A 20,376-nucleotide genomic window follows, 5' to 3' on the forward strand; every position below is an offset into this window, starting at 1 on the left:
CCACTGAATGCCTGTCGAACTCGTCGAGAAAAAACTGAAGACCGCGCTGCCGGTCCATCTGGTGGCGAAGGACAGACTGGAGGCGGCAGGCTTGGCGTCGTCCACGCTCGCCTGGGCCAGGGCCAACGGCTTCTCCGGCGAGGCGGGCAGGACGCTGGTCGTGCCTGGCGAAAACGGTGCGGTTGCCGGGGCACTGTTTGGCATGGGCGACAGCGAAGGCGCGCTTGTTATCGGCGCGCTGGCGAGAGCCTTGCCGGAAGGCGACTGGCATTTCGCCTCGGCGCCCGCCGAACCGGAGCTCGCGGCCATCGCACTGGCGCTCGGCGGCTATGTTTTCACCCGCTACGGCAAGAAACCCGGCAAGGCGCTACGTTTTTCGCTGCCGTCCGGCGCCGGCGCGGCGCGTGTTCGTAGCATCGCCGATGGCGTCTTCCTGACGCGCGATCTGATCAACACGCCGACCAGCGACATGGGACCGGACGAGCTGGAGAAGGCAGTGCGGACCGTGGCCAAAAAGCACAAGGCCGAAATGTCGGTGACCAGGGGCGACGATCTGCTCAAGAAGAATTTCCCGATGATCCATGCGGTCGGCCGCGCATCGGTCGGCGCGCCGCGTCTGGTCGACATGACATGGGGGCCGAAGAACGCCCCGAAAGTGACGCTGGTCGGCAAGGGCGTCTGCTTCGACACGGGCGGTCTCGACATCAAGCCGTCCTCGGGCATGCTTTTGATGAAGAAGGACATGGGCGGCGCCGCCAACGTCCTGGGCCTCGCTTCCATGATCATGGCCGCCGGGCTGAAGGTCCGGCTGCGTGTGCTGATCCCGGCAGTCGAGAATTCGATTGCCGGCAACGCCTTCCGGCCCGGCGACGTGCTGGTGAGCCGCAAGGGCATCACCGTCGAGATCGGCAACACCGACGCCGAGGGTCGGCTGGTGCTGGCGGATGCCTTGGCGCTCGCCGATGACGACGAGCCGCAACTGCTGATCGACATGGCGACCTTGACGGGGGCTGCTCGCGTCGCGCTCGGCCCCGACCTGCCGCCTTTCTACACCGGCGACGAAGCGTTGGCGTCCGATCTGACTGCGGCTTCCGCCGCGATTGAGGACCCGCTGTGGCGCATGCCGCTATGGCGGCCCTATGACGCAAAACTGTCCTCCAAGATCGCCGACATCAACAACGTCACGTCGGACGGGTTTGCCGGCTCGATTACTGCAGCGCTGTTCCTGAAGCGATTCGTCGAGAAGACCGCCGCCTGGGCACATTTCGACATCTTCGCCTGGAACCCGTCCGATCGTCCGCATGGACTGGCTGGTGGCGAGGCGCAAGGCATCCGGACATTGGAGCGGGTCATCTCGAACCGCTACGCCTGAAGTTCCGAGGCACCACGACAGGCTCAGGACTGAAACGGAACCGAAACAATTTGCCGTCATGCTGGCCGGATGTCGATTTCGATGCGCCCGAGCCAGGCTTTGCGACTGTGGCAGCAGGTGATGCTGTCCCAGGTGCGCGACGACGCGCCGGACCTCACCATGCGCCAGACGGCGATCCTGTTCACCATCTATCTCGACCCGCCGCCGCATACGGTGCGCGGGCTCGCCGCCCGGCTCAATGTCACCAAGCCGGTGATCACACGCGCGCTCGACACGATGGGAGCGCTGAAGCTGGTGTCGCGTCATCGCGACGAACTCGACAAGCGCAACGTGCTGATCAAGCGTACCGTCGAGGGCGCGCTCTTTGTCGAGCGCTTCGGCGATGTTATCATCGCCAAAGCCCAGGAATTGCCCATCTGACCGAACCGCCCTTCTGAACGAGTTGCCGATTTGACCGCCAGGGATGCCCGCCTTCACGCCTTCCGTTCCGATCTCGCTGACGCCAGGTTGAAAGGCGAGGTCGCCGCCGACCGCTTCGTCGCCGGCCGGCCAGCGCGTATCGCCGCTTTCATCGCCGATGTCCGCAAGGCGCCGCGCCCGGATGCCGGCGTCAACACGCAAGCCCTGTTCGGCGACGACGTCCTCGTCTTCGAGGACGCGGAAGGCTGGGCCTGGATCCAGGCCGAGGGCGACGGCTATGTCGGCTATGTCGCTGACACCGCGTTGGGCGGACGGGACCATGCGCCGACCCACATCGTCTCGGTGCCGCGCACCTTCCTCTATCCCGGACCGGATTTGCGGTTCCCGGTGAGTGGGCAACTGTCGATGGGATCCGCGGTGACGGTGACGAACGCCGCCGAAACACGCGGCACGCATTATGCGTTGCTGTCGTCCGGCGAGGCGCTCATATCGGGCCATTTGAGGTCTATCGCCGAGGCTGCCCCTGACTATGTCACGGTCGCGGAGACGTTCCTCGGCACACCCTATCTGTGGGGCGGCACTTCCGGTTTCGGCATCGATTGTTCCGGTCTCGTGCAACTGGCGATGCGCATGGCCGGCAGGCAAGTGCTGCGCGATACCGACATGCAGGCGACGACCATCGGTGAGCCGCTCGACCCGGGGCCGGAATTGGTCGGGTTGCGGCGTGGCGACTTGGTGTTCTGGAAAGGCCATGTCGCGATCATGACCGACGCAAAGACCATGATCCACGCCAACGGCCACACCATGCTGGTGTCGCGTGAGGGGCTCAAGGAAGCCGTCGCCCGCATCGGCTATCTCTATGGCGGGCCGACGGGGTTTCGGCGGCCGTAGCGCGAGAGCGGTCCTTCTTCAAGGGAGAAGGAAGGCGCTCGATCACCTTTTGTTCCGATTCTTCTTGGCGATTGCGTGCCGTCGCGCTACCTCTGGCGCGTGACAGAGCAGCCGCGCCTTACCGAACAGAATGCCGCCGTGCACTTGCCCGAGCCATTCGTCAAATGGTTCGCGGAAAGAGGCTGGTCGCCGCGCGCCCATCAGGTCGAATTGCTGGCGACCGTCCAAGACAGGCAGTCGGTCTTGCTGATCGCGCCGACCGGCGCCGGCAAGACGCTGGCCGGGTTCTTGCCCTCGTTGACCGAGCTGGCAGGCCGGCCAAGGAGAAGGCCGGGGCAGGCGCATCGCGGCATCCACACACTCTACATCTCGCCGCTGAAGGCGCTGGCCGTCGACATCGAGCGCAATCTCGGCAAGCCGGTGGAAGAGATCGGCCTGCCTGTTACCATCGAGACGCGCACCGGCGACACGCCCGCGCATAAACGCCAGCGGCAAAAGCTGGTGCCGCCCGACATCCTCCTGACCACGCCCGAGCAACTGGCGCTGCTGATCGCGGCACCCGACGCCAGGCGTTTCTTCGAGGATATGCGCTATGTCGTGCTCGATGAGTTGCACTCGCTGGTGACCTCGAAGCGCGGACATCTCCTGGCGCTTGGGCTGGCCCGGTTACGCAGCTTCGTGCCAGATCTGCAGACGATAGGCCTGTCGGCGACGGTCGCCGAGCCCGACGAATTGCGCCGCTGGCTGCTCGGCCAGAATCCACCCGAAATCTCAACAAAGCCCGCTATGGCCAGTCTGATCACTGTCGCCGGCGGTGCCAAACCCGACATCTCCATCCTCGACTCGGAACAGCACGTGCCGTGGTCCGGACACTCGGCTCGCTACGCCATTCCCGAAATCTACGAGGCGATCAAGCGCCATCGCACGACGCTCCTGTTCGTCAACACCCGCAGCCAGGCAGAGCTGCTGTTCCAGGAACTGTGGCGGGCAAACGAGGACTCACTGCCGATCGCCTTGCATCACGGTTCGCTCGATGTCGGCCAGCGCCGGCGGGTGGAAAAGGCGATGGGCGAGAATGCGCTGCGCGCCATTGTCGCCACCTCGACGCTCGATCTCGGCATCGACTGGGGCGACGTCGACTTAGTCGTGCACGTCGGCGCGCCGAAAGGCGCAAGCCGGCTGGCGCAGCGCATCGGCCGCGCCAACCACCGCATGGACGAGCCATCCAAGGCGATCCTGATCCCCGCCAACCGCTTCGAGGTGCTGGAATGCCGAGCGGCGCTCGACGCCAACTATCTCGGGGCGCAGGACACGCCGCCGCTGATCGATGGCGCGCTCGACGTGCTGTCGCAGCACGTACTAGGCAGCGCCTGCGCGGCACCGTTCGACGCCGACCTTCTGTTCGAGGAAGTGCGGAGTGCCGCGCCCTATGCCAGATTGGAACGCGGCACCTTCGACCGTGTCGTCGACTTCGTCGCAACCGGCGGCTACGCGCTCAAGAGTTATGAGCGCTACGCTCGTATTCGAAAGACGAATGACGGGATGTGGCGCGTCTCGCACCCGCGCATCGCCCAGCAGTACCGGCTGAATGTCGGCACCATCGTGGAAATGCCGGAGCTGAACGTGCGCTATGTCAGGCAAGGGCGTGGCCTTGCCGGGCGGGGTGGCCCGGTGCTCGGCAAGATCGAGGAGTATTTCGCCGAGACGCTGCGCCCCGGCGACAGTTTTTTATTTGCCGGCAAAGTTCTTCGTTTCGAGGGTATCCGGGAGAACGAGTGCGTCGTCTCCAATGGTGCCGGCGCCAACATCATCGTGCCGTCCTATGCCGGTGGCAAATTCCCGCTGTCGACCTATCTCGCCGACCAGGTGCGCGGAATGCTGGCCGATTCCAATCGCTGGCAGGCGCTGCCCGAACAGGTGGCCGACTGGCTGAGATTGCAGAAAGAAAAGTCGGTGCTGCCGAAGCGCGGCGACCTGCTGGTCGAGACCTTTCCACGCGGCAACCGGCACTACATGGTCGCCTATCCATTCGAAGGACGGCTGGCGCACCAGACGCTCGGTATGCTTTTGACGCGGCGGCTGGAGCGGGTGGGTGCGCGGCCGCTCGGCTTTGTCGCCACCGATTACTCACTGGCCGTCTGGGCGCTGGACGACATGGCGTCGCTGTTCAAGGCCCGGAAGCCCTCGCTGGCTGCCTTGTTCGACGAGGACATGCTGGGCGACGATCTAGAAGCCTGGCTGAACGACAGCTGGATGCTGAAGCGCACCTTCCGCACCTGCGCGGTAATCGCAGGACTGATCGAGAAGCGCTTCCCAGGGCAGGAGAAGAGCGGGCGGCAAGTGACGGTCTCGGCCGATCTGATCTACGATGTGCTGCGCAGTCACGAGCCTGACCATATCCTGCTGCAGGCGACGCGGACGGATGCCGCGGCCGGCCTGCTTGATGTCAGCAGACTTGCCGAGATGCTCTCGCGTGTCCGCGGTCGAATCGTGCATAAGCACCTTGAGCAGATTTCGCCGCTCGCCGTGCCGATCATGCTGGAGATCGGCAAGGAATCGGTGAACGGTGCCGCCAACGAGACGCTGCTGATGGAAGCGGCTGATCTGGTCGAGGAGGCCATGGGCCGAGGATGACCAATTGGGAGTGACGAGGGGGATGAACTTTTCGCTGGCGCGCGTATCGCTGATCGCCGAGGCCGACATGGTCGGCATCGCTGGCGAGCGCGCGGTCGGCGACCCGCGCGGCGTGCTCTATTTTCCTGAGCTTCGGCTTCTGGCGGTATCGGACCTGCACCTGGAAAAAGGCTCGTCGCTTGCTCGTCGTGGTACGCTGATCCCGCCCTATGATACGGGCGCGACCTTGCTCAGGCTGCAGGCGGTGATCGCCGACTACCAACCCGCGATCGTTATCAGCCTGGGCGATAGCTTTCACGACGGTGGCGGCGCCCAGCGCATGCATCAAAGTTTCCGCGAGCGCCTGGTGGCGTTGATGGCCGGCCGCGACTGGTTCTGGGTCGCCGGCAACCACGATCCGGAGGCGCCCGCCGACCTGCCTGGCTACACCGTGCGCGAACTCGCCATCGGCTCGCTGCTGTTCCGGCATGAGCCGTCGAAGATCAGGGTTGAAGGCGAGATCGCAGGCCATTTGCATCCTTGTGCCCGCATCGTGCAACGCGGCCGCTCGGTGCGGCGGCGCTGCTTTGCCGGCGACGGTGGCCGCATGATCATGCCGGCCTTCGGCGCCTATACCGGCTCGCTCAACGTGCTCGACCGCGCCTATGCCGGCCTATTCCGCCGCGAGAGCCTGATGGCCTATATGCTGGGCGCCGAGCGCATCTTCGCTATTTCCGGCTCGATGCTCAGGCCGGGCTGAGGTCGTCGTCAGGTTTTCGGTGAAGCTCAAGTTTTCTTAAGTGCAGCTTGAACGCGTGCAAGCGCTTCTTCCGCGCCATGGTATCCCTGCGCTGCCGAGCGTTTTAGCCATTGGATGGCGAGGTCAGTATTCTCCTCAACGCCAACGCCTTTGAGATACATCAATCCCAAGTTGAATTGGGCCTTGCCGTTGTTCAGTTGTGCAGCCTTTTCGTACCAATAAAAGGCTAGCTTGGGATTTTTATCTACAGCCTCACCGGTCAGGTAAGCAGCAGCCAAATTAATCTGCGCATCAGCGTTACCCTGCTCCGCTGCTCTGGCTGACCAAAGAATCGCATCGGCGCCACTTTTGGGTACTCCCTTCCCAGAGAAATACGTATATCCAAGATATTGCTGAGCTTCAGACAGACCTTGGACCGCCGCCCTGCGCCATAGCTCTGCCGCTTTGGAATCATCCTGCTGAACGCCTTTACCCCAGGAGTATAAAAGTCCGAGATTCAACTCGGCCACTGCCATGTCCTGATCCGCCGCCTTACTCCACCATTCGGCAGCCTTGGAATAATCCTGAAGCACACCAAGCCCCCTGGAATACAGAAATCCGACATTAAATTGCGCAGTGACATCGCCTTCTTGGGCGAGGGCCGTCCATTCTTTGTACGCTTCTGTATAATTCTTTGCTTCAAAGGCGGCGTCGGCTTCGAGCGCGCCTGCTATTAAATCGTGGGAAGCAAAAACCAAAATGCCCGCAACGCAAACCCCTCGTGCGAGATGCGATGCTAAATTGAAGGGGGTGAGGATCATCGCCTGCTATGCCAATCCGGAAGATACGGTTCCAAGAACTACGACACATTCTTCCGAGCCACAACTTACGACAACACTAGCTGACATCCAGCAACTGCGATGGCATGTTGGCGTTCCCTACCGGCCATAATAGAGCGCAACCGTGTGCTTTGCTTCGGCGAAGAACAGCCAGCGCTCGACCAGCATCCCGGCGAACTGGGCCGCCGCCGCTAGCACCGACAGTACCGCCGCAACCGGCCAAGGCAGGGCGAACACAATGGCAAGCAGCAGGACAGGCAAGGCGAAAGCCAGCAATTGCGTGATCCGGCGCAGTTTCGCGGTGTGCTTGCGCGCGATGCGAAAGCCCATTTCCTTGAGCAGATAGTTTTCCTCGGTGTGTGGCCATTCCAGCGACCGCACCGTGCCCCCGGCCAAGCCCGTCGCGGTGTTGGCGGTGGTCGGGATTTCCAATCGGTCATTGTGCCGCCAGGTCGCCAGCTTCCAGCCCCAGCCAAGCAAGCTCAGCAGCAGGCAAACCGCCAGAAGGATGTTCGAGCCGACGGCAAAGCCCTGCAGCAGCGCGTTCAGAAGCACGCTGCCGGTCATTGCCGAAAAGATAAGGTAGCCCGGCAAGGTATAGCGGCTGTGCCACTGGGCGATCGGCTTCAGCGACGCATAGATCATGCCGGTGGTGCAGACGGTGACGACCGCGCCGACGGCCGCCAGCAATCCGGCGATGACCACCCAGCCATCCGTGCGGCCGAGCAGCACCCAGCCTATGCCGAACAGCCCGGCCGGGACAAAGGTGACGACCGACGCAACGCCTTCGCGCGACAGCCAGGAGCTGCGCCATTGCGAGAAGGCGCGCCATGCCCGCTCCGGCCGGCCGAGATGACCGGTCGAGGACAACAGGCCGGCGGCGATCAGGCCGAGCGCCAGCCCCATGCTGATGAGCCCGAGCCAGAAATCAGCCAGGATCGCGCCGACCCCTCCGAGCACGCCAAGCAACGCGAGCAGGCCATAGCCGGCGCCCGTGGCGGTGGTGAAGAAGACGACCGAGAAAGCTGGATGCATGGATGTCAGTTCGAAAGCATGCGGTCGACCCAGCCGAGGAAACCGCCTTCGGTCCGCACCGGCTCGAGTGCTGGTGCCGGAACCGATGCGGCGCGCGCGGTATTCGCGCGCGGCGGCAGGTACTTGTTGGTCGGGTGATAGCCCATCTCAGGCATGAGGTCGACGCCGCCGCGCTCGGCCACCAATAGCGACACCGCCGAGGTTGGATCGCCGAGGTCGCCGAAGTGCCGGGCACTGGTCGGGCAGGCGGCGACGCAGGCCGGCACGCGGTCTTCCTCGGCCAGATTGTCGTTGTAGATGCGGTCGACGCACAGCGTGCATTTCTTCATCACCCCGACATCCGCGTCGAATTCGCGCGCCCCATAGGGGCAGGCCCAGCTGCACAATTTGCAGCCGATGCATTTGTCCTCGTCGACCAGCACGATGCCGTCGGAGGCCCGTTTGTAGGAGGCGCCAGTCGGGCACACGGTGACGCAGGCCGGCGTCTCGCAATGCAGGCAGGAGCGTGGGAAATTGACTGTGCGGCCGCCCATCTCGGTCGTGTGCTCATAGCTGTGCACGCGATTGAACCAGACACCGTCGACATTGCCGCCATAGGGATCGACGTCGGTCAGCGGTGCCATGTGGCCGCCGGTGTTCCATTCCTTGCAGGCGGTGACGCAGGCCTGGCAGCCGACACAGGTGTCGAGGTCGATGACCAGGCCGAGCCTCCTGTCGGTATGGGCGGGAAGGCAGGTCATTCGGCGGCTTCTCTTTTCATGCGGAACTCGGCGCCAAAACTGAGCTTGTCCGGCGAAGGCTCGAAACGCGGCGGCTGCTGGAACCGTTCGAACTGCGGCTCCGTGAAGCCGGCTTCTTCAGCCGCGCATTTCACGATGCGCACCCTGAGATCGAACCATGCCGCCTGGCCGGTGACCGGGTCCGAATTCGAATAGCGCTTGCCATTGGCATCGGCAGAGGTCTGGTCGCCGATGATATGGTTGAGCAGGAAGCCGCGATTGGATTCGGCAGCATTGTCCTTCAGCCCCCAACTGCCGCGCCGTTTGCCGATGGCATTCCAGGTCCACACCGTATTCGCGTTGACGCCGTCGACCAGCTTGATCTGCCCCTTGACCTTGCCGTTGATGCTCTCGATCCACACCCAGTCGTCATCGACAAGCTCGAGCCCGGCGGCGGTCTGGTGGTGCACGAACAACCGGTTCTGGCTGGTGATCTGCCGCAGCCAGGCGTTCTGCGATCCCCAGGAATGATACATGTGCATCGGCCGCTGCGTCAGCGCATGCAGCGGATAGATCTGCGTGTCGACAGCGGCTTCCTCGAAGGGCGCATACCAGAACGGCAGCGGGTCCATATAAGTCTCGATGCGGCTCCGCCCCCCCTCCGGCGGCAGCACCCGCCCATGGCCGCGCGCGGCGAGGCGAAACCGCTGGATCGGTTCCGAATAAAGCTGGAAGTTGATCGGCTCGGCTTTCGGGATGAAGCCCATGTTCTCGGCGAAGTCGAGATAGGAGCGGTTGGCCATCTTGTAGTAGCGCTGGTCGTCAGTGAACTCGTGATGCCAGAAGCCGCCATTGTCGATGTAGCGCTGAAGCTGATCAGGATTGGCCTTGCCCTTGCCGATCGAGGTTCCGTCCTTGCCGCGCCAACCGGCGAGCGGGCCGATGCCCGGCGTGCGCTCATGATTGACGATGTAATCGGCATAGTCGCGGTATTTGGCCGCGCCGTCGTCGTCGACGAAACCGGGCAGGCCGAGCCGCGCGCCGAGCTCGATCAGCACCGTCTGGAATGGCCTGACATCGCGATCCGGTTCGACCACGGGATGGCGGATGGCATCGCCCGGCCCGTCGGCATGGCTGATCGGCCGGTCGAGCAGGCTGATGCAATCGTGCCTTTCGAGATAGGTCGTGTCCGGCAGCACGAGATCGGCGAACGGCACGGTCTCGGAATAATAGGCGTCGGAATAGATGATGAAGGGGATCTTGTAGTTTCCGGCCTCGTCGCTGTCGGCCAGCATCGCCATCGTCTCGACGGTGTTCATCGACGAGTTCCAGGCCATGTTGGACATGTACATCATCAGCGTGTCGATCCTGTAGGGATCGCCGGCCCAGGCATTGCGGATCACCGTGTGCATGAGCCCGTGCGCGGCGAGCGGCGCGTCCCAGGAATAGGCCTTGTCGATACGGATCGGCGTGCCGGCGTCATCGACCAGCAGATCGTCCGGCCCGCAGACGAAACCGAGCGGCATGCCCTGGAGCGGCGTCATCGGTCTGACGTCCTTGCCAGCCGGCTTCGGACCTGGCGGCGTCGAACGAGGATAGGGCGGCTTGAAGCGAAACCCGCCCGGCACGTCCACCGTGCCGAGCAGCACCTGCAGCAGATGGATGGCGCGGCAGGTGTGAAAACCGTTCGAATGGGCTGAGATGCCGCGCATCGCGTGCATCGACACAGGCCGCCCCTTGATCGTCTCGTGGCGGCGGCCGGCCCAGTCGGTCCACGCTATCGGCAGTTCGATTGCTTGCTCGAAAGCGACATGTGCCAATTCGGCAGCGATCCGGCGGATGGTGTCGGCAGGAACGCCGCAGCGTTCGGCGACCGCATCGGGAGAATAGCTCACGTGCAGATAGCGGTTGGCGATCAGCTGGAAGACCGGCATGCAGCGGCGACCATCGATCATGAAGCTGCCGGTCAGCGCCGGTTTTGCATCGGCATCGGTGGCGTTGACTTGCGTCTTCGCCACTCTGTCCCAGGCCAGAAGATTTCCCTCACCGTCGCGCGCGAACAGTCCGTCGTCGGCCGCACCCGGCTGCTGGATGACGAGGACATGGGCGTTGGTGTAACGCAGCAAATAATCGAGGTCGACGCGGCCGGCGTTCAGCAGTTCATGGATGAGGGCAAACACGAACAGGCCGTCCGTGCCGGGCCGGATGCCGACCCAGTCATCGGCGATGGCATTATAGCCGGTGCGGCACGGATTGATCGAGACCACCTTGGCGCCGCGCGCCTTGAGCTTGCCGAGGCCGATCTTGATCGGATTGGAATCATGGTCCTCGGTAACGCCGAACAGCATGAAGTATTTGGTGTTGTCCCAGTCGGGTTCGCCGAACTCCCAGAACGAGCCGCCGATCGTGTAGAGGCCGCCGGCCGCCATGTTGACCGAGCAGAAGCCGCCATGGGCGGCGAAATTCGGTGTGCCGAACTGGCTCGCCCACCAGCCGGTCAGCGATTGCGACTGGTCGCGCCCGGTGAAGAAGGCGAGTTTCTTCGGGTCGGTCCGGCGGATTGTCGAAAGCCGCTCCGTGGCGATGGAGAACGCTTCCTCCCACTCGATTTCACGGAATTCTCCCGAGCCGCGCGGACCTGTACGCAGCAATGGCTTCTTCAACCGGGCCGGACTGTAGTGCTGCATGATGCCGGCGCTGCCCTTTCCGCAGAGCACGCCGCGATTGACCGGATGGTCCTTGTTGCCGTTGATGTAGCGGACCTTGCCGTCCTTTATGTGGACGTCGATGCCGCAGCGACAGGCGCACATGTAGCAGGTGGTCTTGGCGATGCTGTCGGAGACGTCAGGCGACGTGTCGACGCCATCGCCCTCGTCTGGCGCGCGCGTGTTAGCAAGCGGCCGTTGGGACGGTGCGGAATTGGCGCCGCGCAGCGCTCCGTGGCTCATGATCTGGTGCTTTTGCGGTCCGTGGATTTGGCTCTCGTCTTCGGCCCGGGGCCGCGCATGTAGTGCTCTTCCGGATGATAGCGCTCGCCGGTCAGCCGGCGTCGCAGGCCGCGGGTCCAATGGGCAAACAGGGATTTGAACCGCCCGACCACTTTCTATCCTTTACCGCCTAGCCGCGATATTTTTCCAAATTCCTCCAAAAACGTAGAACAAAGCAATCGATCTGTCTAACAAGTTGCTCTTGTAATTCCAATCGAATTTGTTTCTTAATTCTCCCATGACCCTGGACCAATTGCGGATTTTCGTTGCTGTCGCAGAACGAGGGCACATGACCAAGGCGGCCGAGCTGCTGGGCATTTCACAATCGGCGGCTTCGGCCGCCATCCGCTCGCTCGAACAGCAGCATGGCGTCCAGCTCTTCAACCGGGTCGGCCGCAACATCGAGCTTGCGCAGACCGGGCGCAGGTTCCTGCCCGAGGCCAAGGCCGTCCTCGAACGGGCGGCTGCCGCCCACAATGTGCTGGACCACGTTTCGCAAACGATCACCGGCAGCCTTTCGATCGCCGCCAGCCAGACCATCGCCAGCTACTGGCTGCCGCGCCGGCTGGCCTCCTTCCACGAGGCCTATCCCGCGGTCAGGCTGAGCGTGACCATCGGCAACACCAGACATGTCGAGACCAATGTCCTCGACGGCACGGCGGATTTTGGCCTGGTAGAGGGGCGCACCGAATCCGACATATTGCGGCGCGCCAAACTCGATGTGGATCGCCTGATGCTGGTCGTGGCGCATTCGCATCCCGAAATAGCGGAAGTTTCGTGCGGACATCCCGACATCAGGGGGCTTCGCTGGATCATCAGGGAAGGCGGGTCGGGCACGCGCGAGGTGCTGGAAGACCTTGCCCGCCGCGAAGGGGTCTCGTTCGCGGACCTGCAGATATTCCTGGTGCTGCCGAGCAACGAGGCGGTTCGCCAGGCGGTCGAGGCCGGTGCCGGCGCCACCATCATTTCGGAGCTCGTCGTCGCGCGCGCGGTTGCCGAAGGCAGCTTGCGGTCCGTGCCGATCGATTTGCCGAAGCGCGACTTCGCCATGATCACGCATCGTGACCGGCAGGCAAGCCTGGCTCAGATGGCGCTCAAGGCGCATCTCGGTGCCAAGGCTGGCGAGACCGTTCCGGGGTAGGCAGAAGTCAGCCGAATTTCCGCTGCGCGTCGAGTGCCAGGCCGAGCCCGACCGAGCCGAACATGTCGCCTTCGATGACGGACGCCTGCGGCACCAAGGCCAGGATCTGCTGCCTGGCCAGCGGGATCGCGGTCGATCCGCCGGTCAGGAACACCGCGGTGATGTCGGACGGTTTCACCTGCGCGTCGCGGATAGTCTCATCAACCGTGGCAGTAACCCGTTCTATGTCCCTGGCGATCGTGGCGTCGAGCCCGGCGCGCGTAATTTCGGCCGCGAATTCCGCCCCTGGCAGCGCAACCACGACATCGGCGGACAATTGCTCCGTCAGCGCGATCTTTGCCTTTTCGACCAAGGCGGCCAGCGCATGCCCGTAGCGATGCTCGACGATGTGGATGAAACGGTCGACCAGGTCGGCGCGTTCCGCCTCGTAGCGGATCTGGCGCAGATGTGTCATCGCCCGGGCGGTGTAGACCAGATTGATGCGCTGCCACGTCGCCAGGTCGATGAAGTAGCTGGCCGGCAAGTTGCGCTTGCCGTCCTTGGTCGGCGAGAGATAGCCGAGCTGCGGCATCACATGGGCGATGCTCAACTGCCGGTCGAAGTCGGTGCCGCCGATGTGGATGCCTCGGCTCGCCAGAACGTCGTCCTTGCGATCGAGGGAGCGGGCACGCTGCGGCGAGACCCGCACGATCGAGAAGTCGGACGTGCCGCCGCCCATGTCGACGATCAGGGCCAGTTCTTCCCGCATCACTTTTTGCTCGTAGTCGAGCGCCGCCGCGATCGGCTCGAACTGGAACGCAATATGCTTGAAGCCCTGGGTGCGGGCCGCGTTTTCGAGTTCACCTTCGGCCTTCGCATCGGCCTCGGCATCGTCGTCGACGAACTGCACCGGCCGGCCGAGCACCACGCTCTCGACCACGTCGCCGGCATCCTCTTCCAGCCTTTTCCTGAGATGGCCGACGAACAGGCCGATGATCTCTGTAAAGGCGATCGACCGTGTCTTGATCCGCGTCTTTTCATGGACAAGCGAACTGCCGAGCACGCTCTTCAGCGAGCGCATCAGGCGGCCTTCGATGCTGTCGGTATAGTCGGCGATGGCGCGGCGGCCGAAATAGGTGCGATTGTCCTCGAAGTTGAAGAATACCGCGCTGGGCAGCGTGACCTGGTCGTCTTCCAGCGCCACGAGCCGCGGCTGCCCGTTCCTGACCACCCCCACGGTGGAGTTCGAAGTGCCGAAGTCGATACCGCCGAATGCTGGTCGCATCGCAAATGTCCTGGTGATTTTGGGGGAGCAACAGCTCGTGTACGGCCAAGCCGGTGGGTCGCGATCTATCGCATGCCCCTGAAAAGGGAAACCACTTTTATGAGAGCTTCAGTCTTTCCTGAAGATCAGCCTTCCGAGCCAACCTGTCAGCATGGCCAGCAACACGGCGAAGAAACCGTAGAGGAAGGAATAGTCGTGGGCGACGCGGAAGATCGACTGTTCGAAACCGGACTTTCGGATTTCGAGTTGGGCGGAGCTTTCCTTGATGAACAGGCCGCCCTTGAACAGGAACGCGCGTGCCTTGTGGGTGCCGACCGGAACATTGGGGGCAAGCCTGACGGTGGCGCGGAATAGGTTCTGCGACAGAAACCGCACGCCGCCGACATTCTCGCTGTAGAGGCCGGTCGCCGACTTGCGGTCGCGCAGCGCTGCGGTGAATTCCTGGATCGTTGCCGGACTGTCGCCGTCATCGGCCGGCTGCATGTAGATGTTGGCGGCGCCGAGCGACAATTGCTTGTAGCTGTTGGGATCGGTGACGTCCTGCAGCGGGCGCGTCGTCGCCACCGAATAGGACACCGGCACATTCTCGAATGTCTCCGACTCCAGATTGATCCAGACGCCGAGCACCCGGTCCTTGCGGCGCACGACGACGGGCCGGGCTGGACCTTCCAGCACGACGATGACGTCGTAGCGCCCCTGGCGCGCGACGAGCGGGTTGGCATTTTCCAATGAGCCGAAGATGGTGAGGTCGGCACCGGAAAAGCCGGCGGTGATCGAGACATGGTCGGTGGACAGGCCGATCTGGATGTTTTCGGTCGGCGGCGTCTGTGCTCTTCCCGGTGACGAGGCAGCAAACAGCGACAGCGAGGCAACGGCCAAGAACGCCCTCAAGCCCGCCATCAGGTCAGATCCACGCCGGACAGGGAATAGAGGTTGGGCGGCGTTACGAACAGGTCGATGGCCAGCCGGATGGCGACCGCCAGCACCAGCAGTGCCAGCAGTGCCCTGAGCTGCTCGCCGCGCAGCCTTTGGCCGGCTTTGGCGCCGTATTGCGCGCCGGCGACGCCGCCCGCCATCAACAGGAAGGCGAGCATGACGTCGACCGTCTGGTTGGTGGTGGCATGGACCAGCGTGGTGTAGGCCGAGGTGAAGATGATCTGGAACAGCGAGGTGCCGATGACGACGTTGGTCGGCACTTTCAAGAGATAGATCAGCGCCGGCACCATGATGAAGCCGCCGCCGACGCCCATGATCGACGACAGGAAGCCGATGCCGGCGCCGAGGCCGAGCACCGGGATGACGCTGACGAAAAGCTTCGAGGCCCTGAACCGCATTTTCAACGGCAAGCGATGGATCCAGTTGTGCTGGCCGGATTTCTTCAGCACCGGTGCCGCTCCGCTGCGGGTGGCGCGCAGCGCATTGACGCTCTCGACCAGCATCAGCCCGCCAACGGTGCCAAGCAGCACGACATAGAGCAGCGAAATGAACAGGTCGAGTTGGCCGAGCCGGCGCAAGAAGCCAAAGACAAAGATGCCGCCGGTCGAGCCGACGATGCCGCCCGCCAAAAGCACCCCACCGAGCTTGAAGTCGAGCGTGCCGCGCTTCACATGCGACAACGCGCCGGAGAAGGAAGAGGCGATAACCTGGTTGGCGCCGGTGGCCACCGCGATCGCCGGCGGTATGTTGTAGAAGATCAGCAGCGGCGTGATGAGGAAGCCGCCGCCCACTCCGAACATGCCCGACAAGAAGCCCACCGCCGCGCCCATGGCCAGCAGCACGAAGATGTTGACGGAAATTTCCGCGATCGGGAGATAGATGCCCACCCGTCAGTCTCGATCAGTATGCCTCTCGGCGAATGCAACCGTTGCGGGCATTTTTGCGCCAAAAAGCTAAATTGTTCTTGCGCCGGCAGGACGGCGAAGTCAAACCCCGCCGTACAGCCGAAACAAAAAACAACTCAATCAGTTAACAGGCAAATGTGTGGCAAGGGCATCGTGTAAACGACGCATCTGCCGTTATTTGCGCGCAAGCAGCGCCTTGACCAGCTTTTCGTCGACCGAACCGGTCGCCTTCATGTCGTTGTCGGTCTGGAAAGCCATGATCGCGGTCTTGGTTTTTTCACCCATCACGCCGTCGGCATTGCCGGCCTCATAGCCGTTCTTGTTGAGAATGCGCTGGATGTTCTGAACCGCCTTCTTCATGTCAATGCCGGCGGTCGTCTGCGGCGTGCCATCCTGCCACGATTCGGGAATGTCGGCCGAATTGGCCGCGGGATCGAGCGGCTTTGCCTTCCACAGTTCGGCGGCGGCGCGTGCGCGTTCGAGCTGCTCGGGCCTGAGCGCATTGGCGATCTCGTCGCGCTTTGCCGCCGCGTCCTTGTCGCCGGTCTTGGCGACGAGGGCGAACCATTTGTAGGAGTCCTCGAGATTCTGCTTCATGCCGACGCCCTTCGCCGCCAGGATGCCGAGATTGAACTGGCTGTCCTTGACGCCGAGATCGGCGGCCGCCTGGAACCAGTGCGCGGCCGATTCATTGTCGGTCACGCCGTCCGCCGCCATGGCAAAGAGCACGGCGAGATTGTGCATGGCGCTGGCGTTGCCCTGCTCCGCGGCGAGCTGGTACCAGGTCTTCGCCTTCTTGACGTCGCGCGCGACGCCGATGCCCTTCTCATAGAAATTGCCGATGCGGTATTCCGCCGGTGCGAAGCCGAACTCGGCGGCCTTCTCATACCATTTGGCGGCCGCTGCCATGTCTTGCTTGACGCCGCGCGATTCGGCGTAGCGCGAGCCGATCTCGAACAACGCCTTGGCGTCGCCGTCGGCCGCTGCGTCACGCAAGGCAGCCGGGCCGGCGTCGGCTGGGATGTCGATCTTGGCAGTTGCCGCCGTCGAAGCATCCACGGGCGTAACCGTGCCGGTCATGTCCGGGGTGGTATCCCGGGCCGCCGCGGTGTTGGCCGGCGCTGCGGCCACTGGGTCGGTGTCCGTTTCTCCAGGTGCCGGGGCCGTTGCGTCCGTCGCCGGATCAGGCGATGCCGTTGAAGCCATGGGCGCAGGAAGAGGTTCGGCCGCAGGGCCGGTGTCCATCGGTGTTTCGGCGTCCATCGGTGCGGCGACGACGGTCTGCGCCGGCATGTCGTCCTCGGCTACCGGTTCGGAGGGTTCTGCCTGTCTGACGGCGCGGGCCGGCTCGCTGTTCTGCGCTGCAGTTTGCACATCCGCCTTCGGCTCGCTGGCGACACCGGCCGACGCGGTATCCGCCGGCTGCGCGGCCACAATCGGCGCCGCGTCGTTGCTGGCTATTTCGACGGAGTCGGAGAAAAAGGCCTTACCCAGCTGCAGGCCGGCGAGCGCCAGCATGACTGCGGCGGCCGCCATCAGGATCGGCTTGCGCCGTGCCTTGAGCAGGTCGCCGATCCTCAGCGCCTTCACCGGGCCGCTCTTCGTTGACTGGCGCTTGAGAACCTCGGCCTCAGCGGCGGCCGCTTGCGCCGCGCGTCTGGCTGCGGCGATGAAGTCGGATTTCGATGCATCAGCATCGCCGGTCCTGACGGGCGGCCCGCGTTCGTCGCGCACGCGCTTCATGATGGCATTGAGGTCGGGTGGGCCGGAGCCGGGCTCCAGCGGCCGGTTGGCAAGCTTCGGATCCAGCGGCTCGTCGAGATCGGCACTCGGTATCTCGACATCAGGCGCCGAGCCGGCAAGCGGCGGAACGTCCGCCTCCTTCTTGCTCTTGAAGGCGCGCGCCAGTCCGCCGAGCATCGACTTCCGGCCGCCGCTCTGCTCGCTTCTCTCCGGTGACGTGTCGGAACCAAGCGCCGCCATCGCCGCAGCCGCGGCGGCTTCGGCCGGCGTGCGCGGGCTTGGCTCATTGCGCATGATGGCGGCGGCACGGCTGTCGAGGTCGGCCATGTCCCCCGTCAGCGGCAATGGCTGGTCGATATCCATGGACGGCGCGTTCCGAACGGCCATCTTTGACGATCGCGCGCCGCGCCAGCTGTCCGGCGCGGCAGGTTGCGCGTTCAGAAGTTCGCTCACCACGTCGGTCGGCTCGCTGGTTTCCAGCGACCCTAGTCGGTCGACGATCTTGAGCAGCGTGTCGTGGATGGCCTCGAAAGTCCTCGAATTGCGCTCGTCGGAACGGCGTGTCAGTGCTTCCAGCGTCTTCAGATCCTGGGCGAGCCCGGAAACGGCCGCCGTATTGGCGCTGGAGTCGGCCAGCGAACGGACGGCGCTCTCGGCTGCCTCGCGCGCCGCGCTGAGGATGGAATCGCGGGTTCCAGCCAGTGATTTCTCGATCTCATTGAGACGCGGGCTGATGTCCTCGAACTCCGGCAGTGGCGTGCCGGGTTTCGAAAGATGCGCCGACAGACCCGCGACCTGCGCTTCCAGGCTGCGGATCAGGGCCGGGTCGATGCCGGCGACTTGTGCCGCGGACGAATCCAGCCGGCTTGAAATGTCTTCGAGCCGGCTTTCCAGGCCACGGATTGCCGCTTCGCCCGCGGGATCGGGAACGCGTGCTTCCATGCGCTTGGCCAGCGCGCTGAAACGGGCGTCGATGGCGTCCATGATGCCGGCGCCGTCGACCTGCGGCATGCGCTGGTCCAGTCTGTCGGCGACTTCGTCCAGCCGGCGCTCGAGATCGCGAAACAGCATGTTGCCTTGTTCGATCGCGTCGCCCTGGCGGCGCTCCAGCATGCCGGACAGCACGTCGAAACGCTGTTCCAGCCCCTGGAAAATATAGTCGGCATCCGGCATGGCAGGCGCCCTGTCGATCTTGTCGGCAATAAGCGCGATCTGCTTGTCGAGCCGCTCCATCGCCTGCTCAGGCAGATTGGCGCGGCCGGCAAGATCGTCGACCCGGCTCGACAGCATGTTGAGGCGATCGATGACCTCGCCGCTCGGGGGAACCTGCGTGACTTCCTCGATCTGTTGAGCAAGCGAGGCGATCCGCTTCTCGATGCGCTCGAAGGGTTCCGGGTCGAACGAATTGGCCTGCGCGACGACGGTCGAGGCGACAATGGCGCGGGAAATCTCATCCAGCCGCTCGTCGATCATGCCGAATGTGCCGCTGCCGCGATTGTCCTGCTGATTGGCGAAATGATCGACGGCGCTGGCAAGCGTGCGGACCTTGTCTTCGAGCGAACGCAGCGACAGCGATTCCGGCAAATTGTTGACGGCATTGCTGATCTGTTCGAGCCGGTCGGTCAGCATCGAAAGGCCGGGCGCGTCCGACCGCTTGCGCTGATCGGCATCGACGCGGTCCTCGAAAGCGGTCCAGCGGCGGTCGAAATCGTCCCAGCGGCGGCCGACCGCCTGCACGCTCTCCTCGCGCGCCAGCGTATCGAGCGCTGCCTTGACCTGCTCCAGTTCGAGCCGAAGCATGTTGACGCTTCTGTCGTCGCTCTTTTCGGCCAGAGTCTGGATGGCGCCGGAAAGCCGCTCGAACTCGACGCCGAGTTCGGCGCTGCCTTTGCTGCCGCCCGACTGGCCGCCCGGCTGAGCACTTGCCTGGAAGGCCCGCTCGATGTCCTTGCGCAGCGCTTCGAATTCGCGCTGCAGGCCGGCGGTCATCTGGTGGCGCAGTTCCTCGCGCAGGCCGCGCAATTCGCCGGCGATCTTGCCGACCACGGCGACGCCGTCTTCCTGGCCGCGCACGCGGTCGATGTCGCGGGCGATCGCCTGATAGTTCTGGTCGAAGGCAGCCGGCGCCGGGCTTTTCGGCGGTCGCGCGGGGCGCGGATCCTCATAGGGCCGGGCGCTGGCATAGCGCGGATCGGGACGCTCGCTTATGTCCTCGCGCGTGTGCTCCAGCCGCTGCTCCAGCGTTTCCAGGGAACGGTTGAGTTCCTCAAGCGTGGTATGCGGCCTGCGCTGCCTGCCGGCGTTGAGTGTATCGAGATAGGACCGCTTGCTGTTCATCGATGCGCCCGTTTCAGAATTGCTGGTCCGTATGTTGCTGGCTTGTGACCAGTTTCCCAAAGTCCTGCCGGAAACGAAGGCGGCCGCGCGGCTTTGCTGCGGTGGAAGCCGAACTTCCCGGGATTTCACCCGCGCTTCGAAAAACCGTGAAAAATTCGCTACAGGATAAACACGGGGTACCGACATGCCCACATTTCGCCCAACGTGGTAAACAACGCGTTAACCAAACTTAAGAAGTTGCAACTTGTCGGCGGACCACCTAAGCGCCGCTGGTGCACGCGCTGGTGGATGCGGCAAAAAGTTCCTCCCGCACAACGCCCTTGCTTCGTGAGGCGGCTATCGGTATAGAATTGACGTAAACGTAAAGGGTGCACAGACCGTGCCGTTTGCGATTTTGTTTGTTGAAACCACGACTGGGAGCACGCCCCTGCTTCC

14 protein-coding genes are annotated in these 20,376 nt (G+C 63.7%); 6 read left to right on the forward strand and 8 right to left on the reverse strand.

Annotation, left to right across the window (positions count from 1 at the left end; translation table 11 throughout):
• Positions 1 to 7 precede the first annotated feature (7 nt).
• From IQ26_RS07300 to pdeM, 5 genes are all read left to right on the forward strand, one after another.
• Complete coding sequence (locus IQ26_RS07300; protein WP_145715369.1) at positions 8 to 1,372, forward strand: leucyl aminopeptidase family protein; 1,365 nt, start codon at positions 8 to 10, stop codon at positions 1,370 to 1,372.
• Between the two features lie 69 nt (positions 1,373 to 1,441).
• The gene (locus IQ26_RS07305) at positions 1,442 to 1,792 is read left to right on the forward strand and encodes a MarR family winged helix-turn-helix transcriptional regulator (protein ID WP_145715370.1); all 351 of its coding nucleotides are present in this window, start codon (positions 1,442 to 1,444) and stop codon (positions 1,790 to 1,792) included.
• Positions 1,793 to 1,822: 30 nt separating this feature from the next.
• On the forward strand, positions 1,823 to 2,683 hold the full coding sequence (locus IQ26_RS07310) for a C40 family peptidase (RefSeq protein WP_145715372.1): 861 nt from the start codon (positions 1,823 to 1,825) through the stop codon (positions 2,681 to 2,683).
• Between the two features lie 99 nt (positions 2,684 to 2,782).
• A complete protein-coding gene (locus IQ26_RS07315; protein WP_145715533.1) occupies positions 2,783 to 5,317 on the forward strand; it encodes a ligase-associated DNA damage response DEXH box helicase in 2,535 nt (844 codons plus the stop codon).
• 22 nt (positions 5,318 to 5,339) lie between these two features.
• Entirely contained in the window at positions 5,340 to 6,056 is a 717-nt protein-coding gene (gene pdeM / locus IQ26_RS07320; RefSeq protein WP_145715375.1) for a ligase-associated DNA damage response endonuclease PdeM, read from the forward strand.
• Positions 6,057 to 6,082: 26 nt separating this feature from the next.
• Here the strand turns inward: pdeM and IQ26_RS07325 are convergent, their stop codons facing one another.
• The 4 genes from IQ26_RS07325 to IQ26_RS07340 form a co-directional block, all read right to left on the reverse strand.
• Positions 6,083 to 6,856, reverse strand: coding sequence for a tetratricopeptide repeat protein (locus IQ26_RS07325; protein ID WP_145715377.1), 774 nt, complete (start codon positions 6,854 to 6,856; stop codon positions 6,083 to 6,085).
• Positions 6,857 to 6,973: 117 nt separating this feature from the next.
• Positions 6,974 to 7,909 (reverse strand): dimethyl sulfoxide reductase anchor subunit family protein, encoded by a 936-nt coding sequence (locus tag IQ26_RS07330; RefSeq protein WP_145715379.1) that lies wholly within the window; start codon positions 7,907 to 7,909, stop codon positions 6,974 to 6,976.
• Positions 7,910 to 7,914: 5 nt separating this feature from the next.
• On the reverse strand, positions 7,915 to 8,649 hold the full coding sequence (locus IQ26_RS07335) for a 4Fe-4S dicluster domain-containing protein (protein ID WP_145715381.1): 735 nt from the start codon (positions 8,647 to 8,649) through the stop codon (positions 7,915 to 7,917).
• Positions 8,646 to 11,576 carry a molybdopterin oxidoreductase family protein gene (locus IQ26_RS07340; protein ID WP_145715383.1) on the reverse strand — a complete coding sequence of 977 codons (2,931 nt, stop codon included), beginning with the start codon at positions 11,574 to 11,576 and terminating at the stop codon, positions 8,646 to 8,648. Before IQ26_RS07340 ends, IQ26_RS07335 begins: the two co-directional genes overlap by 4 nt.
• A gap of 277 nt (positions 11,577 to 11,853) precedes the next feature.
• Here IQ26_RS07340 and IQ26_RS07345 point away from each other — a divergent pair, with 277 nt between their 5' ends.
• Positions 11,854 to 12,756: a LysR substrate-binding domain-containing protein gene (locus IQ26_RS07345; RefSeq protein WP_145715385.1), complete on the forward strand. Its 903-nt coding sequence runs from the start codon at positions 11,854 to 11,856 to the stop codon at positions 12,754 to 12,756.
• Between the two features lie 7 nt (positions 12,757 to 12,763).
• On the opposite strand, the gene IQ26_RS07350 is transcribed toward IQ26_RS07345, so the two are convergent.
• The 4 genes from IQ26_RS07350 to IQ26_RS07365 form a co-directional block, all read right to left on the reverse strand.
• Positions 12,764 to 14,020 (reverse strand): Hsp70 family protein, encoded by a 1,257-nt coding sequence (locus IQ26_RS07350; RefSeq protein WP_145715387.1) that lies wholly within the window; start codon positions 14,018 to 14,020, stop codon positions 12,764 to 12,766.
• A gap of 108 nt (positions 14,021 to 14,128) precedes the next feature.
• Complete coding sequence (locus tag IQ26_RS07355; protein ID WP_145715389.1) at positions 14,129 to 14,920, reverse strand: TIGR02186 family protein; 792 nt, start codon at positions 14,918 to 14,920, stop codon at positions 14,129 to 14,131.
• Complete coding sequence (locus IQ26_RS07360; protein ID WP_145715392.1) at positions 14,920 to 15,843, reverse strand: sulfite exporter TauE/SafE family protein; 924 nt, start codon at positions 15,841 to 15,843, stop codon at positions 14,920 to 14,922. Before IQ26_RS07360 ends, IQ26_RS07355 begins: the two co-directional genes overlap by 1 nt.
• A gap of 192 nt (positions 15,844 to 16,035) precedes the next feature.
• A complete protein-coding gene (locus tag IQ26_RS07365; RefSeq protein WP_145715394.1) occupies positions 16,036 to 19,941 on the reverse strand; it encodes an SEL1-like repeat protein in 3,906 nt (1,301 codons plus the stop codon).
• Positions 19,942 to 20,376 lie beyond the last annotated feature (435 nt).

This window comes from Mesorhizobium tianshanense (assembly GCF_007830515.1).
Taxonomy (GTDB): domain Bacteria; phylum Pseudomonadota; class Alphaproteobacteria; order Rhizobiales; family Rhizobiaceae; genus Mesorhizobium; species Mesorhizobium tianshanense.

What these genes read in the sequence shown, in the direction of transcription:
- IQ26_RS07300 (WP_145715369.1), top strand. Translation starts at nt 8, where the DNA reads ATGCCTGTCGAACTCGTCGAGAAAAAACTGAAGACCGCGCTGCCGGTC.
- IQ26_RS07305 (WP_145715370.1), top strand. Translation starts at nt 1,442, where the DNA reads ATGTCGATTTCGATGCGCCCGAGCCAGGCTTTGCGACTGTGGCAGCAG.
- pdeM (WP_145715375.1), top strand. Translation starts at nt 5,340, where the DNA reads ATGAACTTTTCGCTGGCGCGCGTATCGCTGATCGCCGAGGCCGACATG.
- IQ26_RS07325 (WP_145715377.1), bottom strand. Translation starts at nt 6,856, where the DNA reads ATGATCCTCACCCCCTTCAATTTAGCATCGCATCTCGCACGAGGGGTT.
- IQ26_RS07330 (WP_145715379.1), bottom strand. Translation starts at nt 7,909, where the DNA reads ATGCATCCAGCTTTCTCGGTCGTCTTCTTCACCACCGCCACGGGCGCC.
- IQ26_RS07335 (WP_145715381.1), bottom strand. Translation starts at nt 8,649, where the DNA reads ATGACCTGCCTTCCCGCCCATACCGACAGGAGGCTCGGCCTGGTCATC.
- IQ26_RS07340 (WP_145715383.1), bottom strand. Translation starts at nt 11,576, where the DNA reads ATGAGCCACGGAGCGCTGCGCGGCGCCAATTCCGCACCGTCCCAACGG.
- IQ26_RS07345 (WP_145715385.1), top strand. Translation starts at nt 11,854, where the DNA reads ATGACCCTGGACCAATTGCGGATTTTCGTTGCTGTCGCAGAACGAGGG.
- IQ26_RS07350 (WP_145715387.1), bottom strand. Translation starts at nt 14,020, where the DNA reads ATGCGACCAGCATTCGGCGGTATCGACTTCGGCACTTCGAACTCCACC.
- IQ26_RS07355 (WP_145715389.1), bottom strand. Translation starts at nt 14,920, where the DNA reads ATGGCGGGCTTGAGGGCGTTCTTGGCCGTTGCCTCGCTGTCGCTGTTT.
- IQ26_RS07365 (WP_145715394.1), bottom strand. Translation starts at nt 19,941, where the DNA reads ATGAACAGCAAGCGGTCCTATCTCGATACACTCAACGCCGGCAGGCAG.